The 16,193-nt window shown below is 36.2% G+C and carries 18 protein-coding genes and 1 tRNA gene; 13 read left to right on the top strand and 6 right to left on the bottom strand.

Annotation, left to right across the window (positions count from 1 at the left end; translation table 11 throughout):
• Positions 1-399 precede the first annotated feature (399 nt).
• Entirely contained in the window at positions 400-699 is a 300-nt protein-coding gene (locus IGJ76_RS07815; protein WP_075492224.1) for a bacteriocin immunity protein, read from the bottom strand.
• 592 nt (positions 700-1,291) lie between these two features.
• Here IGJ76_RS07815 and IGJ76_RS07810 point away from each other — a divergent pair.
• The 8 genes from IGJ76_RS07810 to IGJ76_RS07775 all read left to right on the top strand — a co-directional run bounded on the left by IGJ76_RS07810 (position 1,292) and on the right by IGJ76_RS07775 (position 11,220).
• Positions 1,292-1,912: a hypothetical protein gene (locus tag IGJ76_RS07810; RefSeq protein ID WP_086270882.1), complete on the top strand. Its 621-nt coding sequence runs from the start codon at positions 1,292-1,294 to the stop codon at positions 1,910-1,912.
• 84 nt (positions 1,913-1,996) lie between these two features.
• Positions 1,997-2,512 (top strand): hypothetical protein, encoded by a 516-nt coding sequence (locus tag IGJ76_RS07805; protein WP_071869441.1) that lies wholly within the window; start codon positions 1,997-1,999, stop codon positions 2,510-2,512.
• A 66-nt stretch (positions 2,513-2,578) separates the two neighbouring features.
• Positions 2,579-8,356, top strand: a complete 5,778-nt coding sequence (locus IGJ76_RS07800) for a hypothetical protein (RefSeq protein ID WP_430596539.1) — start codon at positions 2,579-2,581, stop codon at positions 8,354-8,356.
• A gap of 212 nt (positions 8,357-8,568) precedes the next feature.
• Positions 8,569-9,330, top strand: coding sequence for a formate/nitrite transporter family protein (locus IGJ76_RS07795; protein WP_067481312.1), 762 nt, complete (start codon positions 8,569-8,571; stop codon positions 9,328-9,330).
• A gap of 279 nt (positions 9,331-9,609) precedes the next feature.
• Positions 9,610-10,170, top strand: coding sequence for an alkaline shock response membrane anchor protein AmaP (gene amaP / locus IGJ76_RS07790; protein WP_430596538.1), 561 nt, complete (start codon positions 9,610-9,612; stop codon positions 10,168-10,170).
• 11 nt (positions 10,171-10,181) lie between these two features.
• Positions 10,182-10,370 carry a DUF2273 domain-containing protein gene (locus IGJ76_RS07785; RefSeq protein WP_075492220.1) on the top strand — a complete coding sequence of 63 codons (189 nt, stop codon included), beginning with the start codon at positions 10,182-10,184 and terminating at the stop codon, positions 10,368-10,370.
• Between the two features lie 12 nt (positions 10,371-10,382).
• Entirely contained in the window at positions 10,383-10,931 is a 549-nt protein-coding gene (locus IGJ76_RS07780) for an Asp23/Gls24 family envelope stress response protein (RefSeq protein ID WP_082294077.1), read from the top strand.
• 43 nt (positions 10,932-10,974) lie between these two features.
• A complete protein-coding gene (locus IGJ76_RS07775) occupies positions 10,975-11,220 on the top strand; it encodes a GlsB/YeaQ/YmgE family stress response membrane protein (protein WP_067481318.1) in 246 nt (81 codons plus the stop codon).
• Positions 11,221-11,310: 90 nt separating this feature from the next.
• Here IGJ76_RS07775 and IGJ76_RS07770 read toward each other — a convergent pair whose 3' ends face one another.
• A complete protein-coding gene (locus IGJ76_RS07770) occupies positions 11,311-11,922 on the bottom strand; it encodes a LysM peptidoglycan-binding domain-containing protein (RefSeq protein WP_071869456.1) in 612 nt (203 codons plus the stop codon).
• 350 nt (positions 11,923-12,272) lie between these two features.
• On the opposite strand from IGJ76_RS07770, the gene IGJ76_RS07765 reads away from it, so the two are divergent.
• Both IGJ76_RS07765 and IGJ76_RS07760 read left to right on the top strand, forming a co-directional pair.
• Complete coding sequence (locus IGJ76_RS07765) at positions 12,273-12,707, top strand: universal stress protein (protein ID WP_067482415.1); 435 nt, start codon at positions 12,273-12,275, stop codon at positions 12,705-12,707.
• A gap of 18 nt (positions 12,708-12,725) precedes the next feature.
• Positions 12,726-13,043 carry a hypothetical protein gene (locus IGJ76_RS07760; protein WP_067482413.1) on the top strand — a complete coding sequence of 106 codons (318 nt, stop codon included), beginning with the start codon at positions 12,726-12,728 and terminating at the stop codon, positions 13,041-13,043.
• 159 nt (positions 13,044-13,202) lie between these two features.
• Here the strand turns inward: IGJ76_RS07760 and IGJ76_RS07755 are convergent, their stop codons facing one another.
• Complete coding sequence (locus IGJ76_RS07755; RefSeq protein ID WP_430596537.1) at positions 13,203-13,460, bottom strand: glucose uptake protein; 258 nt, start codon at positions 13,458-13,460, stop codon at positions 13,203-13,205.
• Positions 13,461-13,623: 163 nt separating this feature from the next.
• Between IGJ76_RS07755 and IGJ76_RS07750 the strand changes: the two genes are divergently transcribed.
• Positions 13,624-13,887, top strand: coding sequence for a hypothetical protein (locus IGJ76_RS07750; RefSeq protein ID WP_067482409.1), 264 nt, complete (start codon positions 13,624-13,626; stop codon positions 13,885-13,887).
• A gap of 17 nt (positions 13,888-13,904) precedes the next feature.
• On the top strand, positions 13,905-14,093 hold the full coding sequence (locus IGJ76_RS07745) for a hypothetical protein (RefSeq protein WP_067482407.1): 189 nt from the start codon (positions 13,905-13,907) through the stop codon (positions 14,091-14,093).
• A 609-nt stretch (positions 14,094-14,702) separates the two neighbouring features.
• Here the strand turns inward: IGJ76_RS07745 and IGJ76_RS07740 are convergent.
• Positions 14,703-14,888, bottom strand: coding sequence for a hypothetical protein (locus IGJ76_RS07740; protein ID WP_071868999.1), 186 nt, complete (start codon positions 14,886-14,888; stop codon positions 14,703-14,705).
• 249 nt (positions 14,889-15,137) lie between these two features.
• Between IGJ76_RS07740 and IGJ76_RS07735 the strand changes: the two genes are divergently transcribed.
• Positions 15,138-15,509, top strand: a complete 372-nt coding sequence (locus IGJ76_RS07735) for a YxeA family protein (protein ID WP_430596536.1) — start codon at positions 15,138-15,140, stop codon at positions 15,507-15,509.
• Between the two features lie 83 nt (positions 15,510-15,592).
• Here IGJ76_RS07735 and IGJ76_RS07730 read toward each other — a convergent pair.
• Both IGJ76_RS07730 and IGJ76_RS07725 read right to left on the bottom strand, forming a co-directional pair.
• Positions 15,593-15,665: transfer RNA gene (locus IGJ76_RS07730), tRNA-Gln, on the bottom strand.
• 63 nt (positions 15,666-15,728) lie between these two features.
• Positions 15,729-16,142: a hypothetical protein gene (locus tag IGJ76_RS07725; RefSeq protein ID WP_067482402.1), complete on the bottom strand. Its 414-nt coding sequence runs from the start codon at positions 16,140-16,142 to the stop codon at positions 15,729-15,731.
• Positions 16,143-16,193: the final 51 nt, after the last annotated feature.

Genomic DNA, 16,193 nt, shown 5'->3' with positions numbered 1-16,193 from the left:
TCAACTGCTTGAGCTGGAATTGAACGATCAAAAGTTTTCTGTCAGTACAGATAGGTCACCTTAGTGAAGTTTATGAATGCAAGAGGCTCAACTAATTTGAATGACTTTCGGAGGCCGATGATCATTCGTATGACTGATTCTTTCGTCTGTGTTGGGCTTTCTAGTTTTCACAGCTTCTTTCATTCTTTTAAAAGGCATTCTCAATCTGAAGCAAACAAACTTGTTTTCTAATTCTTTGATAGGATGGCTTGCTTCAGGTGTTTCTTTGACTAGATAAATAGTCATGAACAATTTCAAATTTCAATTCAAAACTGCATTTTCTCATACAAAAAAACCTCCAAAAGTTCGATCAGAAAACTGACTTTTGGAGGTCACTTCATTTTGTTGCAGTCTTTTTGATTAAAACCATAGAGGAAGGAGCATGGTACTCATGGCAATCCCTTGGTAGATTTCTGCGTCATGTTTTAATTGATAATACAAGTTTATGACTGCTTCTGGAAATGGTTGTTTAGTTTCAAGATAACTTAGCGTGATTGCATGGCAAAGCTTTGTAGCAACTAACTTTGTATTTTCAGTTTTTTCTAACTCTTGCGCTGCATTAAAAATCATCTCTTTGATTTTAGGCATTTGCGCCACTTTTTCATCTGAGTAAGCTACACTCAACTGGTTCATCATGATTACGAACTTGCTTTCAGACATAGAAACATCTCCTTGTGCTTAATTTAACACGTTTATTTAATGAAATCAAAAGACAAGCAACGACTTTAGTGGAAAGTGACTGATTATTTCTTGTTCAATGAATATATTTTTTTTGCTTTCAATAAAGCTTCATTGGGCTTTATTAGTTTTGTAAATGTATATTTTATGGAAGAAAAAAGTTATTATTTGTCCGCGCATTGTTGTTTTTTATTTAGAAAATAGAAAGCGCGGTGAGTTCCTTGTTTGAGATGACGTGTTGGTGATTAAGCAAGAGGTAGAGATTCTGCAAAGGACATATCGTTCCGATACCTAGGTAAAATCTGATTGGAAATGGTTTGTGTTCGTTTGCTAATATAATTTATGTTCCAAGGCGTACTACGCAAAAAACGAAAATTTATTTGGAACAAAGCGTTATGTTTGAAAATGATGCTATTTTTCTGAAATGGACATTGCATAAACCGTTTTAGGTAACCCTCGTGTAAGTAAAAGATAAAAATTGTTATTTTTTACTTTATCTAAAATTGATTTTGTAGTGGCTGTTTTAGTAAGAAATAGCTTTGTTTTAAAAATATAAAATAGGGGAGATACAAAAATGGTAAAGAAATTACTAGTTAGTACATTAATTTTAGGTGGGGTTGTTTTGGCTCCAATTACGGCAAGTGCCTGGGAAGCAGGAGAAACAGATCCCAATGAAGCTGGTGGACAAACGATCAAAGGTCAAGAATCTGGAAATGTAGCTGTTAATGGTTGGATTGGTGCATGGGATTCATCAAATCCAGAATCTCCAGATCCAACTGATCCGGAAGATCCAACAGTCATTGACGTCACAATTCCAACAACTGTTTTATATGCGAATAGCGTAGATGATGCTGGAAAACCTACATCAACAATTATTTCACCAACCTATAAGTTAACAAATAACTCAACATCAAATGATGTAAAAGTTTCTGTTGAAAAATTTAGTTCAAAAAATGCAATTGATGTGAAACAAGATTTATCAGTTGTGGCGACAGGTGAAGCAGCAGTTGCTTTACAAACCAAAGCAGGTCAAATGCTTAATGCAAGAACAAAGTTGGTAACTGTTCCTAAAACATCAACGAAAAATTTTGAATTCACAGGAAACATTGATCAAAGTGCATTCCCAACGGGTGATACTGATGCAGCATTGAGACCTACATATGACATGTCTCTACACTTTACAGCAGTAAAATAAGCAAATAAAGAGCTTTAAAGTAAAGGAGGGAGATTGACTAATCTTTCTCCTTTTCTGGGTTTTGACATAGGGGGATATCAAAAGATGGTGGAACAAAGAGCAAAAGAAAATAAGAAGAAAACAAGACGATTATTGATTTTATTACTGTTGTTGCTTGTTGCATTAGGATCATTTTTTTCATTTTACTTTTTCAGAGAAACGCCGAAAGTTATCAGCGGGTTGCCAGACGTTGAACAAAATTTAGAAAAAATGACAGATGAAGAAATGCTAAAGTTCATGCAAACAGAAGTCGACAAAGACAATTTTAATATCAACCTGAAACATGAGATCGCAGTTTCAAAAGAAACGAATGTTGCTCAGATCGCGGTGAAGAACAAACCGACGAATGCTTACAGCATCCAAGTGGCATATTTGCTGAAAGAAGGAAATGAACAGGTTTACAAATCTGGACTGATACCTGCAAATCGCCAATTAATGGAAGCCAAGCTAGCAAAAGATTTGTCAAAGGGTAGTCATGAAGTAACGATTGTTTATACGATCTATGATGACGAAAAGGAAATCAATCAATCAACGATCGACGGTGTACTATATGTTAGCTAGTAAAGGGGGCACTGCTATGTATGAAGGACGGTGGAGAAGGGCTGAACAAAAAAGGATGAAACAAAAATGAAAAATAGACAAAAGATGATCATTTGGCTGATGTTAGTAGCACTGCTACTTTCAGAAATTACTCATTTAGTGAGTATTAGTAATCAGGTTGTATGGGCACAAGAAGAAAGTGAAACGCTTCAATCAACTGAAAAGCAAGAAAAGACGACATCAACTGAAACTAGTGTGAATCAAATACAATCTGGAAAAACAACCGAAACAAGTCAAACTCAAACACAAAATAGTTCCCAACAAGAAGAAAATGAAGTTTCATCAAAAACACAAACATCCACTGAGCAAACGGTGGCTGAAAGTTCAACAAAAGAGGAAGTTGCGTCACAGACATCGAAAACGAGTATCCAACCACAGGCGGGAAATGTTGATGATAACCCTGGTGCTAAGGTAGCTTATGATAAAGCAGCTACATATTGGATTGGAGAAATAAGCGCCAGAGTGAAAACAGCACCCAAACTTGGAAATTATGTCGGAGCTACATCAACCATTGAATTTAATCTTCCAGTTGAGAATGCACCTGTAACATCTGCAACTAGTGGTATATATAAATGGGACTATGCGACAAGTATATATTTTGACGGTGTGTCATTTGTCGGAGGTGACGGTATTACCTTCACTGGATCAGCCGCCACATCAACAACGAATGGTCAAACTTTCAATCATTTTTATCTTGTGATAAAGCGAACGAAACCTGGTTCAAATATTACTGTTCCTTCTATAAGCTTGAAATATCATGGAGAGCTAAGAGCGGATGAATATATAAACTGGACTGGTGGGGGGTATGTTTGGAACAAAGTTAATTATTTTGAGAAAGGTACCGTTAGTCGAGGTATTTCAGGATTGGTTTGTAACCTTGAGAGTGTAGATATGCCTAGTAAATATTCTTGGCTCTATGATGAGTGGAGAAAAGTATCTGTCCGGAAAATAGCAAGTAACCTGTCTGACGCATTGAAATCCAATTACAGTAAGCTGGGAAAAAACGTGAATGATACTGTAAATTTTACAGTTGAAAGTAAAGCGAGTGAACAATATACAGGGCAGATCAATTTTATAGGAGACTATTTCTCTGACCTATCTCAATTTAAAGTTAATTTATCCAGTAACTTTTCTAACTATGTTCAACTTGAAAAGACGGGTTCAACTGGCACAAAGATAAATTATCGAATGAAGCGAGTCAAAGCAGGTAATTTTTCAGGTGACTGTTCTGTAACAATCAATACACGTCATGATGCTGAAGGGCGTACAATATCGATTTATGATGGAAGTCTGTTTTATTGGGCACTCCCGATGGATAATATTCCATTAGATTCGGCTTCAGCAAGTTTCAACATCAATGATGACCGACAAATCTGGGCAGACGTGGTGGAACAAACGATCGAACTTGGAACCTGGTCAGGTGAAATCCCCGCTGTTTCAAAAATGATTACTAACGTACGTTTAGAAGACGGAACAGCAATCAATGCTTCCGACTACACAGCGGAAGTCAACTCAGTTCCTAGCTTCGATAATATGACGGTCACGGACAAAATTGGTGTGAAAATTACACGTAAATCAAGTGGCGTCACTACTTATGTACAGGTACCTGTTAAAATGACTTGGGGAAATACCATTCAACTTCGAGGGTATGATAATGGGACAAGTGGTGCATATACCCTTCATAAAATAGGAAATACGTATCGTATTCGTTCCAGCTATGGAGAAAACAAAAATTATAGAAGTAACGGTATCCATGAGTATCGTAAAGGAATGACCTATCAGTCAATCACGTTACTAAGAGGAACCGGAAGAATCGATCAATTAAGTAGCACATACTATAAAGGATTCAATGGTGAAATCACAACGAATGAAGTAGTCAGTAGCTTTGGAACGAACGCACAGCAGTATATTCAACTGGGAGATGTCGTCCAAATATGGCATAAAGAACAGTGGCGAAACTCCTATACTAGAAATGGAAGTAATGTGAAGTATTCTGATATGGATGAAGGAAGCGTCTATTTTGCAGTAACTGCGGATGGTTTTATCCCGTATCGTTTGAATCAGTTGAAACCAAAAGAAACCACAATCACAATGGGGACCACCGATGCTGAGTTAGATAAACAAGCAGGTGATTTGATTGACTTTCTTGGAATGAATGGGAATGGCTTGAAAGTTTCTAAGATCGCTGAGTATCCTGACCGGTCCAAAGCGGGAACGGCAAAAGGAAAAGTATTGGTAGAAGAAACGATTGACGGGCACACATATACTTATGAATACGAGGTGCCTTTCAAAGTTACGGATGACCGACAAATCCGGGCAGATGTGGTTGAACAAACCGTTACTTTGGGAACACAAGCAGATGAACTAGCTGACGCTTCAAAAATGGTTACCAATGTTCGTTTGGATGACGGGACTGTTTTAAATTCATCTGATTATACGACGCAAGTGATGAGTGCACCAGATGTTGACAATATGAAAGTAGCCGAAAAAATCGAAGTTAAAGTAACACGAAAAAGTAACAAGGCAGAAACAACCGTTTATGTTCCAATCAAAGTAGCTTGGGGAAGTACGATTCAGTTACGTGGGAAAAATGACCAAACTGCAGGAGCGTATACCTTACACCAAATAGGTAGTTCTTACTACATCCGCTCTAATTATGGTCAAAGTGATTCTTACAGTGGGAACGGTGTGCATAGTAACTATATTGGCACACCTTATCACTCGATTAATTTGTTAAGAGGATCAGGAAGAATTGATCAATTGACAAATACCTACTACAAAGGGACAAATGGAAATGTTACTGCGAAAACGATGGTCGACACTTTCGGTACGAATGGTAAACAATTTGTTCAATTAGGTGATATCGTACAGATTTGGCATAAAGAACAATGGCGAAACTTCTATACGAAAGATGAAACGGAAATAAAGTATTCAAATAAAGATGAGGACAGCACGTATTTCGCAATCACGGCTGATGGTTTTGTTCCTTATCGCTTAAATCAATTAGAAGTCAAAGAGTCAACGATTGTAATGAGCACAACCAATCAAGAGCTGGATCAGAAAAAAGACGATTTGCTTGATTTTCTTGGAATGAATGGAAATGGACTGAAAGTAACGAAGCTTACGCAATACCCAGACAGATCGAAGCCAGGAAAATCGACAGGGAAAGTTTTAGTCGAGGAAACCATTGGCGGAGTCAAGCTAAACTACGAATATGAAGTGACCTTTAATGTAACAGATGATCGACAAATCTGGGCAGATGTGGTTGAACAAACTGTCGAATTAGGAACACAAGCAGATGAACTAACTGACGCTTCAAAAATGGTTACTAATGTTCGTTTAAGTGATGGAACAGTTTTAGCTGCATCAGATTACACGACGCAAGTGATGAGTGCACCGGATGTTGACAATATGAAAGTAACCGGAAAAATCGAAGTTAAAGTAACACGAAAAAGTAACAAGGCAGAAACAACCGTTTATGTTCCAATCAAAGTAGCTTGGGGAAGTACGATTCAAATTCGCGGACGGACTGACCAAACGGCGGGAGCTTATACACTACGCAAAAAAGGAAACTCTTACTCTATTCAATCGAGCTTTGGGATGGATAAAAAATATCGAGTCGACGGCATTCACAGTATATTCCCTAGTTATTACTCCATGACGCTCCTACGAGGGGATGGTAAACTTACTGATTTGACAGGGACTTACTATAAAGAAAACACTGGGAATTTAACTACAGATAAAATCGTTAACGATTTTGGAACAAATGGGCAACAATCTGTTCAACTAGGTGATGTCGTCAAAATTTGGCATAAAGAACAATGGCGTAACTTCTATACGAAAGATGAAAAAGAGATTCAGTATTCAGGTAAAAATGAAGATATTGTTTATTTCTTGGTTACCGCCAATGGCTTTGTTCCTTATCGCTTAAATCAATTAGAAGCCAAAGAATCAACGATTTTAATGAGCACAACGAATGAAGAGCTGGATCAGAAGAAGAATGAACTGATTGATTTTCTTGGAATGACTGGAAATGGACTAAAAGTAACTAAAATGACTCAGTATCCAGATCGTTCAAAAGCGGGGAAGGCAGTAGGAAAAGTGTTGGTAGAAGAAACAATCGAAGGCATCACTCATACTTATGAATATGAAGTGACCTTTAACGTACTAAGCGACTTAAATGTTTCTGCCAAACAACTCGCTGATATTCCGTTAGGAACGACCTTATCAACAAGTGCCAAAGAGTATGTCACAGTTGATTCTACGCCAGAAGCCGAAGAAAAGCTGACTTTTGAATGGGTTGGTGAACCAATTAGCGGGACAACTGTTGGCCAGCATCAAGCAACGGTTCGCGTAACCAGCCAAAACTTCAATCAATCAGTTGATGTCGTGATTAATTACAAAGTATTGTATAGCAATAGTATCGTAATGGGGACTGATCCGTTAGTAACACTTAGCTTGTTGGACGATGAGGGAATGCCCAAGCTAGTTGCAACACCAGGAACGGCAAAAAATGAATTGACATTGCGTCCGCTATTGAATGTTTATCGTGGCTCAATGACGAATGTGCTCGTTTCACTACAAACAAGTACGGTTTATCAAACGCCGGATCAGTTAGCAACCACTTGGAATGGTTTGATTAAATCAGCAACAATCGAGTATGGGGATGTGATAACCGCATCGGGTACTAAGAAAGATAGTCCAACTTGGCAATTAAGTGGTTCAGAAACATATACGAGTCGAAATGAAGTGTTAGTGAAAGAAGCTGAAGGACAGACGGAGGCTTTCTATGAATTGACACCAAATGGTTATTCTTTATTACACGTTAATTGGTTGAAACCACAAGTGCAAGAAATTGAACAAGGGACGACAGAAGCAGAGCTGGATCAACGAATCAATGAATTTCTTTCGACAGAAAACTATAATGAACTGTCAGTGAAAGAATTCGAAATGTATCCAGACACCTCTAAACTTGGTGGAAGTATGGCTGTAATCAGCGTTGTCGAAACGTTGAAGAGCGGAAAAACATTTGCATATAGCCACACGGTACCATTTATCGTCAAAGCACCGAAGTTAACGCTGGCTGCAGATCTAACTGTTGAAAACCTGTCAAGAAGTGAGGAAGAAACCAATGTTGGCGATGAATTACTTTATGTTTACACGCTAACGAATAATAGCTCCGTTGCGTCACTTAAGTCAGGAAATCTTTCAATTGAGTTACCAGATGGATTGGAAGTCGTGACACGAAGTGAACAAAATGTGAGTATTGATGAGCTAGCACCTGGTAAAACGTTTACTTATCAAGTAAAAGTAAAAGTGACAGATGCTGCGTTGAATCAAAATCCAGTAGTTAAAGTAACAGGAAAAGCAACAAATGAAAGTTCAGTCGAGCAAGATATTCCAGAAGCTTCAATCGAGGTTCCTGGGGGAATTGTTAACGAAATTGATACTTCGGAAATCAACCTAACAATACCAACAAAAATGAATTTTGGTTCAGACGAAGAAAAAATCATCTCACCTGTTTACAAAATGGAAAACAATTCAACTGTACCTGTCGAAGTATCTGTTGAGCAATTTACACCAGATACAGAACTAAAAGACAAGAATTTATTACTGAAAATTGTTGCTGATGGACAACCTGTGACTCTTTACGAAAATAATCAAGAAATCAACCGAGCACATCTATTGCTAACTTTAGATGCTCAAGAAATCAAACAAGTTTCATTTGAAGGTTCTGTTAATAAACAAACGGATGTATCGAAATCATCTTCTAACATGCGGTTGAGATTTAAATCAACTAAATAAATCCTAATGAAAAGATTTTGGAGAATCAAATTACTTGTTAAAATGGATAATTAGGTAACTGGGACAGCTTTTAGTCCCAGTTTTTTTTTGAAAAATGATGGAAGAGTTATAGAAATGAGGAATTAGTGAAAAAATGTACAAAACTATTGAAAACGGTTGATTTAACTGTAAAGTAGTAAAAAGGAGAAGAAAAGTTTAAAGGAGCGATTTTTGTGTATTCACCAAGTGAAATTTTAGCAATCAGCATTGAGAATGGTCAGAAAAAAATTGAAAAAACATGGATAGCCAAATGGATTTTAGGCTTCATTGGAGGCGCGATGATTTCTTTAGGTTATCTAGCATATATTCGAGTATCGGCTTCGATTCCAGCAGATTTAGCCAGTGTTCAGGCGTTAGTTGGCGCATCTGTTTTCCCAATTGGATTAATTGTGATCTTGTTGGCCGGGGGAGAATTGATTACTGGGAACATGATGGCTGTGAGCACAGCATGGATGGCAAAGAAAGTTTCTTTTAAAGAACTTTTACTAAACTGGTTAACGATTACATTAGCAAACTTATTGGGTGCTTTTTTTGTTGCTTATGCTTTCGGACATGTGTTGGGTTTAACGCATAGTGGCGTGTATTTAGATCAAGTGCTATCATTAGCAGAACATAAGGTCAATGTTTCGTGGGAACAAGCAGTCATTTCTGGTATTGGTTGTAACTGGTTTGTTGGACTTGCTTTATGGTTATGCTATGGTGCGAAAGATGCTGCTGGAAAAATTTTAGGTATTTGGTTTCCCGTGATGATCTTCGTTGCGATTGGTTTTCAGCATAGTGTGGCAAATGCATTTGTTATTCCTGCGGCCATTTTTGAAGGCTCATTAAGTTGGGGAGAATTCTTTAGAAATTTCTTGTTAGTGTACGTAGGAAACATTCTTGGTGGTGGCGTTTTTGTTTCAGGATTTTATTATTTAAGTTATAAAGGTCACTAAGAAAAACGATTGAAAAACGATTCAACTAACCGTTCATTTTAGAAATGAACGGTTTTTTTAGTTTGTCTATTTGTTTTTTAATAAGTAAGCATAACTTTTGCAAAAAAAAATCGAAAGTAATAGTCTGGAATTAAGATAAATTAGAAAAACATAAAAAGAGAACGCTTTGATTGTGAGTGAATTGCCATAAAAATGTTGTTATATTCGCTGAATGGCTAGATTTTATTTAGTAAATAATTGGCAAATTGCCATTGTTTAAAAAATTTTAGGAGGTGGAAAATGAATAAAGGGGTTAAAGTGATTGGAATCATCGGAAGTTTGGTTATCCTTTCAATCTCGTTGACGGTTGCATTGATTTATTCACTGTATCAGTTGCCAACTTTCTTAGAGAATGTTCGATACTTTATTGTTACTAATTTTTACTTTCAACAATATATCTTTTGGATTGCCATTGTATTTAGTATTCTTGTTGCCATATTTATTCTATTCATCCTTTTTTATCCAAAAACCAAGACAACCTTTGTCTTGAAGCGAGAACATGGAACTTTAGCTGTCGATAAAAAAGCGATTGAAGGATTAGTTCGAACGAAATTACAGGCAGAAGAATTTATTCATTCCCCTAGAATTGTGGTTCGTGCAACAAAAAATCGAATCAAAATCAAAGTGAAGGGTGAATTGAAGCGAACTTCTTCGCTAATTGGGCAAACAGACCAGTTGATGAAGGAGATCGAAGCAGAAGTCAAACGATTGTTAGGGGTAAATGAACCTGTTCAAGTGATAGTCACTTATCAGCAATTTCAAAAAGCAACAAAAGAAAACAAGCACTCTCGAGTAGAGTAGGAGGGCAAAAAATGAATCAATTCTTTTCAACATACAAGCTCCCTATTATCTTTGGGGGTCTTGGGCTCATTTTAGCGATTTTGTGGTTAACTGTAGGATTTTTTAAAACCTTGCTCATTTTGATTTTAACCGCAATCGGTATCGCAATTGGTTTTTATCTTAAAGAAACACATCTTTTAGATGATTATTTTAAATTTTAGGAGGAATGGATAATGGCACACAACGAATTCAAACCTGCAACAGAACAAAAAAATACAAAGGGGATTGATCAAATGAATGGAGAACTAACTTTTGAAGACAAAGTGATTCAAAAAATTATTGGAATTGCTTTAGAAGATGTGGATGGCTTGCTAACTGTGGATGGCGGATTTTTCTCCAATATTGCTGAAAAATTAGTGAGTACAGATAATGTAACAGCAGGAATCGACACAGAAGTTGGTAAAAAACAAGTAGCTGTTGATATGGATGTTGTTGTTGAATACGGCAAGGACATTGAAGGTATCTACGAACAAATGAAAGAGTTAATTGGTCGTGAAGTGAAAAATATGACTCACTTAGATGTGATTGAAGTTAATGTGAACGTCGTTGACATCAAAACACGCGAAGAATACGCAAAAGAAAGTGAAACAGTTCAAGATAAAGTAACGGACGCAGCAAAATCAACTGGTGAGTTTGCTTCAAAACAAACCTCTAAAGCGAAAAAAGCTGTCGACAAAGGAACGCAACGTGTGAAAGAAAACACTGAACCTCGTGTGGAATAATAAAATAATTTAAACTTGTAAAATTTGAAAAGGAGTGAGTGACATGGGCTTTATTTGGTCATTAATTGTTGGTGGTATCATCGGAGCTGTGGCAGGTGCAATTACGAAGAAAGGTTCTTCAATGGGAATTATTGCAAATATTGCTGCAGGTTTAGTTGGTTCTGCATTGGGACAATGGCTACTAGGAAGCTGGGGACCAAGTTTGGCAGGAATGGCAATCATTCCGTCAATTGTTGGTGCAGTGATCTTAGTGCTAATCGTTTCATTCTTTGTCCGTAAAATGGATTAAGTTTGGTTGAAATAGTTTATCTAAAGTGAATTGAAAAAAGGTCTGGAAGAATTCTTCCAGACCTTTTTTAATTACTAATTAAATTGAATTTTAGTACCAACCGTTTGCTAACCAGAATGATTGAGCAGCTTCCCAAGAACCATAACGTGAAGAAACATAAGCGTCTGCTACACGTTCTTGATTGGCAGCTGAGTAGTCACCGTTCAAGTATGATGAATCTAATTGGTAACGACCGATGTAGCGACCGTTAGTTGCTGTATAAGAACCGCTTGATTCTCTTTGTGCGATCCATTCTTTTGCAGAGTTAGAAGTAGTAGCTACTGCTTCTGTTGTTTCAACTGCTGGAGTTGCTTGAACTGTTTCTTGAACAGGTGCTTGAGCAACTTCTTGCGTTGTTTCTTGTTGAACAGGTTCAGCTTGAACTGCTTCTGTTTGAGGTGCAACATCTGTTGTTGAGCCTTGCTCTGAGGTTGGAATAGTTAATGTTTGACCTGCAAAAATCAGATTGATATCTGAAATTGAATTAGATTGAGCAATATGGTTAATCAAGGAGTTATCGCCAACATATTTTTGTGAAATAGTTGATAATGAATCGCCTGATTGAACAGTGTACGCTTCGTCTGCGTGTGTTGTTGTTCCCATAAATAATGCAGCGCCGGCAGCCAGAGTTGTTCCTAATAGTACAGTTTTAAGTGATTTCATATAATATATATTCTCCTTCGAATCATAAAAGTTTTTGTTAAGTGTTTTTCAACATGGACATACTTTATCATGTGAAAAGATTTCATAGGTAAAAGATTGATGACACTTTGTAACAGAATCAGGTTTTTTGTAACAAAAATATTATCAAAAAATGTGGGTAAAATGAAAAAAAGCACATAAAGTAATCACATCAATGATTTTTAAGGGTGAAAAATGAGAAAGTATGTTCTGTTTTTTGCGCGTAAAAGCAAAAAAAATTTCGTATTTAAAGGAATTTTTGAAGAAATAGTGCATATATTTTTGAATTTAAGTAGGTGATGATACAATAAAAGAAAAGGGAGGCGGTTTCAATGACTATCAGTTATCAAAACATCTTGGTTGCTGTTGATGGATCAAAACAATCAGAAAAAGCTTTTTCTGAAGCAATGGCAATTGCCAAACAAAATCATGCAAGTTTATATATTGTTTCGATTATTAATGAAGTTGAATTAACCCATAGTGCTTACGCATTTTCAAAAATTTATGCAGAGGAAAAAGAAGCAATTGAATTGGAAATGTTGAAAAAAATCAATGATGCAAAGGAATATGGTATTGATTCGATCCATGCCGTCGTTGAGACTGGTGATCCGCGTGAGTTGATTGGAGTCGATATTCCTAATAAGGAACAAATTGATTTGATTGTGATGGGGGCAACGGGTAAAGGAGCAATTCAGCAAGCATTAGTCGGTTCGACAACTTCATATATAGTGACACATGCCCCATGTAATGTTTTAGTAGTAAAATAAGGAAAGTTGGTGTATAAAATGGTTCAACCACAAGATGTATCGGCTCCTAAAGAAAAAATCAAAGTGTTGTCAATTATTGAGGATGGCACGAAGACCAAGAAAGGCTACTCGACAGCATTTGTAAAATGGAAAGAGAAGAAGACGATTGCTGTTCGATGGGATGGGGATAATCGGCTAGATAAAGGGTTTCCTGTGACAACAAACGGCTATCATCCATCATGGTTTATTTTGCCTGAGCGACTAGCATCGCTTTACAGTCAAGATTTCGTGCATACACAACAAGCTCTGGATGATCTAGAAGAATTTTTACAAAAAAGGGAAGATTTAAATGAGTAAATCTTTTTTCTTCTATAGTATAGAAGAAAGTTGAAAACATGGGTTGTAGGAAATAATGCAACTCATGTTTTTTGTGTACAAAAACCAGCTAAGAAGAATTAGCTGGTTGAAGAGTTTCAAACGAACGCATAACAAATGTGAGTTTTGAAAGAGATAACGTTAGTTTTGTTTATTATATAAGATGAATAACCACACAATCAGCAAAATAACTGAAATCGTAAGCCCAAAGACATACTTGGTTAGCAAAGAGGAAGTCTCCCAATGACGAATAGTAAAAATTTGATAAGTGAAATAAGCACTAGGGAGAGAAGCAATTAAAACGGAAACTTTTTTTCTCGTCCAGTGAATATAATAGAATGTAATCAAAGCCATAATAAAAAAAGGTATATAAAAGAATAATTGACCCAAGATCAGCATGGGGCGCCTCCTATATTAAAATAAGTCCATGTTACAAAATAACATGTTAAGTTGATTGGTGCAAGCACATTTGTGATAAGTACGCAATTAATCTGCTGATTGATTTTGATTGTCTCACAAATTCCTGATATAATCAGACCTGAAAGAGAGGATGAAAATTTTCATGGACCATGTGATATTAGAGATTGACTTACATTTAGTGAACAATATTCGAGTGATTTATTATGTTGTCAGCAACAGTGTAGAAAAGCGGGTGTTGACGAATAAAATCAATGGTATTTTAAGCAAAAAAGAGGTTCACCGTTTTAATAATGGCGAAGAAGAATTTTATAGTATTCCGGTTGAAAAAATCATCTACACAACAGTAAAAGTTAGAAAAGATTTGGATACGAAAAAAATCTATGAACCAGTTTTTACTACGTATTAACAATGGAGGAAGAAAAAATGAATCCATATGATGAACAAATCCAAGCATTGATTGCTGGAAAAATCGAAAAAATCGAGGTCAAGCATGATGAGGTAATGACCTTCCGGGAAGCTTGGTTAAAGTTGGAAGACCGCAAATATGTGGTTGGAAAAGCATCCTTGAACGGAAACGTTACCTATCACTATGATCCAACACGTTTATATTAGTTTTTGACAAAAAGCTAGATTAAGAGCGTTGACTAGGGAAAAATAAGCCCAATGAATCAAAAGTGATAGCAAAATAAAAATTATTTAGCCGTCTTGTTTGAAGAAATAAACCTATTGCAGGAAAATTTGAAAAAATTACCGTTTCCCAAAATAAGCATCATTAGGATAGCTAAACCAGCTAGCTTGTAGATAACTGTTTAGAAAAGCAAGATCCAGAAGAGGGTAAGAAAACCTGATGTGGTTATTTAACTGTTATTAGTTTAACAACAAAAGAAAGTTACTCAGAAAAACACTAGCATAATAAATAGACTGGGCAAAAACTAAAAACCAGTCGTTCTTAACACATTTTCAATTTAAAAAACGCCTAAAATCAACGTTTTCAAAAACGAATTTTAGGCGTTTTTCTATTTAGGCTACTTTTGTCTCAACCCATGTTTACGGATAGTTAGTTGTAGCTGAGTGTTATGTGTTACAATTTTTGATAACATTATTTGTGTTATTTCCATGGTGGTTTCCTCGGTAAGAAGTCTCTGTTTCATAACAATATGAGAAGTTATTTTTAGAAAGGATTCCTTATTCCTTGAAGCTTAACGCTTGGAGCCACAAGCTTTATTTAAACAGACTCTTGATTTTATCAGTGATTCCATCAACATCAATATCTTTCAAAAGGTGTTTTGCTTGCTCAACATAGCTACCAAGCTCATCTTTATGATCTTCGACAAATTGTTTTGCTTCGTCCAAGTTTCCTTCATTAACCATTTCTTTTACTTTTGCGATTAGTTCATCTTTATTCATTTTTACCCCATCCTTTATAGTTATTAAAAGTTATTAAAAAGTAACGAATAACAATATAAAATGCTATTACGCTCATGTTCAGATTACTTTTACATTCATAGTTTACCAGATAACGAGTGTTTTTTGAATAATAGTTGTTATGAAATTTGATTGCATTGCTAAAGTATGAGGGAAAACTCATTCCCTGGTCGGAGGTTTCTACCTTCTGTTTCTAGTTATAATAAGTGCAACATCATAGGAGGTAGGAAAATGAAAGTAGTTAAATTTTTTGTAGGAATTATTCTGATTGGCGGGTTAAGTTTGTTTGGATTAAAAATGTATACAGCAAATCAACACAGTGAATTTGCTGGTATAATGGACCAACTAAATCCTTTGGTAACAGAAGGAGAAGTTTATGTAAAAACGAAAAAGCCGGAAGCTGTCAATAGTTACGGAACAGCAACTTATATCCAGGAAGCGGTAGACAAAAATGGAAAAAAACGGACAGTTGAGTTTAATGGGATTGGTGTATTAAAGGAAGAGCGTTATTTGAAATTAACGAATAAAGGCGCACATGTCGAAACGTACGAAGAAGTCGACAAAAACGAAGTTCCTGAAAAGGCATTAGCACTTATTGGATAATCAAGATAAAAGCAGAATAAAAAAAGGAGTTGTGACGATTGTCGCAACTCCTTTTTGAAATGATAAGAAAACGTGAACCCAAATTGGGATGGTAGGGTTCGAACCTGCAATTGCTTGATTCAGAGTCAAGTGCCTTACCAGTTTGGCTACATCCCAATGACTCAATGCAAGTTTATGTTAGCACTTATTTATAAAAACGCAACTAATTTATCTTGCCTGTTATTTGTTTTTTTTGATTCGCTCGATTCGACGTTCGATTTTTCTAACCAGACCAGAAGGTAGACCTGTAACTTCAGCAACGGAAATAGTTGACGAGAGAAGTTTTAATTCAAGTTGTAGTTCATTTTTCAAGTGATAGATATTTGCTAAACGCTCAACATATTCAAAGTGAGTATATTCGGTTTGTAAAATCAAAAATTTTAGGATATCAATCGCTTTTTCCAAATCTTGCTCGGCGTAATACGCTAAAGCTTGACGATATAATTTGATTTCTAATTGGTTTAAAGAGGAAGGACGGTGGCGGTTTGTCCATTCGTTGACGGAAACTTTTCCCTGAACATTGCCAGAATCATCACGTACAAAAATGATTGGAATTTCATTTGGATTCGGTTTTTTTTGATTGAATCTTTCCATGATGATGCCTCCTCCTTCAAATAAGAATCTTCTTGTCTAAAGTATATGTCA

The sequence above is a fragment of the Enterococcus sp. DIV0175 genome, assembly GCF_050529075.1.
GTDB classification, from domain to species: domain Bacteria; phylum Bacillota; class Bacilli; order Lactobacillales; family Enterococcaceae; genus Enterococcus_B; species Enterococcus_B thailandicus.
Note: the sequence above shows the minus strand (reverse complement) of the source record. Positions and strands in the feature narration are given on the sequence as shown.

What these genes read in the sequence shown, in the direction of transcription:
- IGJ76_RS07785 (WP_075492220.1), top strand. Translation starts at nt 10,182, where the DNA reads ATGAATCAATTCTTTTCAACATACAAGCTCCCTATTATCTTTGGGGGT.
- IGJ76_RS07765 (WP_067482415.1), top strand. Translation starts at nt 12,273, where the DNA reads ATGACTATCAGTTATCAAAACATCTTGGTTGCTGTTGATGGATCAAAA.
- IGJ76_RS07740 (WP_071868999.1), bottom strand. Translation starts at nt 14,888, where the DNA reads ATGAATAAAGATGAACTAATCGCAAAAGTAAAAGAAATGGTTAATGAA.
- amaP (WP_430596538.1), top strand. Translation starts at nt 9,610, where the DNA reads ATGAATAAAGGGGTTAAAGTGATTGGAATCATCGGAAGTTTGGTTATC.
- IGJ76_RS07745 (WP_067482407.1), top strand. Translation starts at nt 13,905, where the DNA reads ATGAATCCATATGATGAACAAATCCAAGCATTGATTGCTGGAAAAATC.
- IGJ76_RS07810 (WP_086270882.1), top strand. Translation starts at nt 1,292, where the DNA reads ATGGTAAAGAAATTACTAGTTAGTACATTAATTTTAGGTGGGGTTGTT.
- IGJ76_RS07780 (WP_082294077.1), top strand. Translation starts at nt 10,383, where the DNA reads ATGGCACACAACGAATTCAAACCTGCAACAGAACAAAAAAATACAAAG.
- IGJ76_RS07805 (WP_071869441.1), top strand. Translation starts at nt 1,997, where the DNA reads ATGGTGGAACAAAGAGCAAAAGAAAATAAGAAGAAAACAAGACGATTA.
- IGJ76_RS07735 (WP_430596536.1), top strand. Translation starts at nt 15,138, where the DNA reads ATGAAAGTAGTTAAATTTTTTGTAGGAATTATTCTGATTGGCGGGTTA.
- IGJ76_RS07750 (WP_067482409.1), top strand. Translation starts at nt 13,624, where the DNA reads ATGGACCATGTGATATTAGAGATTGACTTACATTTAGTGAACAATATT.
- IGJ76_RS07770 (WP_071869456.1), bottom strand. Translation starts at nt 11,922, where the DNA reads ATGAAATCACTTAAAACTGTACTATTAGGAACAACTCTGGCTGCCGGC.
- IGJ76_RS07800 (WP_430596539.1), top strand. Translation starts at nt 2,579, where the DNA reads ATGAAAAATAGACAAAAGATGATCATTTGGCTGATGTTAGTAGCACTG.
- IGJ76_RS07815 (WP_075492224.1), bottom strand. Translation starts at nt 699, where the DNA reads ATGTCTGAAAGCAAGTTCGTAATCATGATGAACCAGTTGAGTGTAGCT.
- IGJ76_RS07760 (WP_067482413.1), top strand. Translation starts at nt 12,726, where the DNA reads ATGGTTCAACCACAAGATGTATCGGCTCCTAAAGAAAAAATCAAAGTG.
- IGJ76_RS07755 (WP_430596537.1), bottom strand. Translation starts at nt 13,460, where the DNA reads ATGCTGATCTTGGGTCAATTATTCTTTTATATACCTTTTTTTATTATG.
- IGJ76_RS07775 (WP_067481318.1), top strand. Translation starts at nt 10,975, where the DNA reads ATGGGCTTTATTTGGTCATTAATTGTTGGTGGTATCATCGGAGCTGTG.
- IGJ76_RS07725 (WP_067482402.1), bottom strand. Translation starts at nt 16,142, where the DNA reads ATGGAAAGATTCAATCAAAAAAAACCGAATCCAAATGAAATTCCAATC.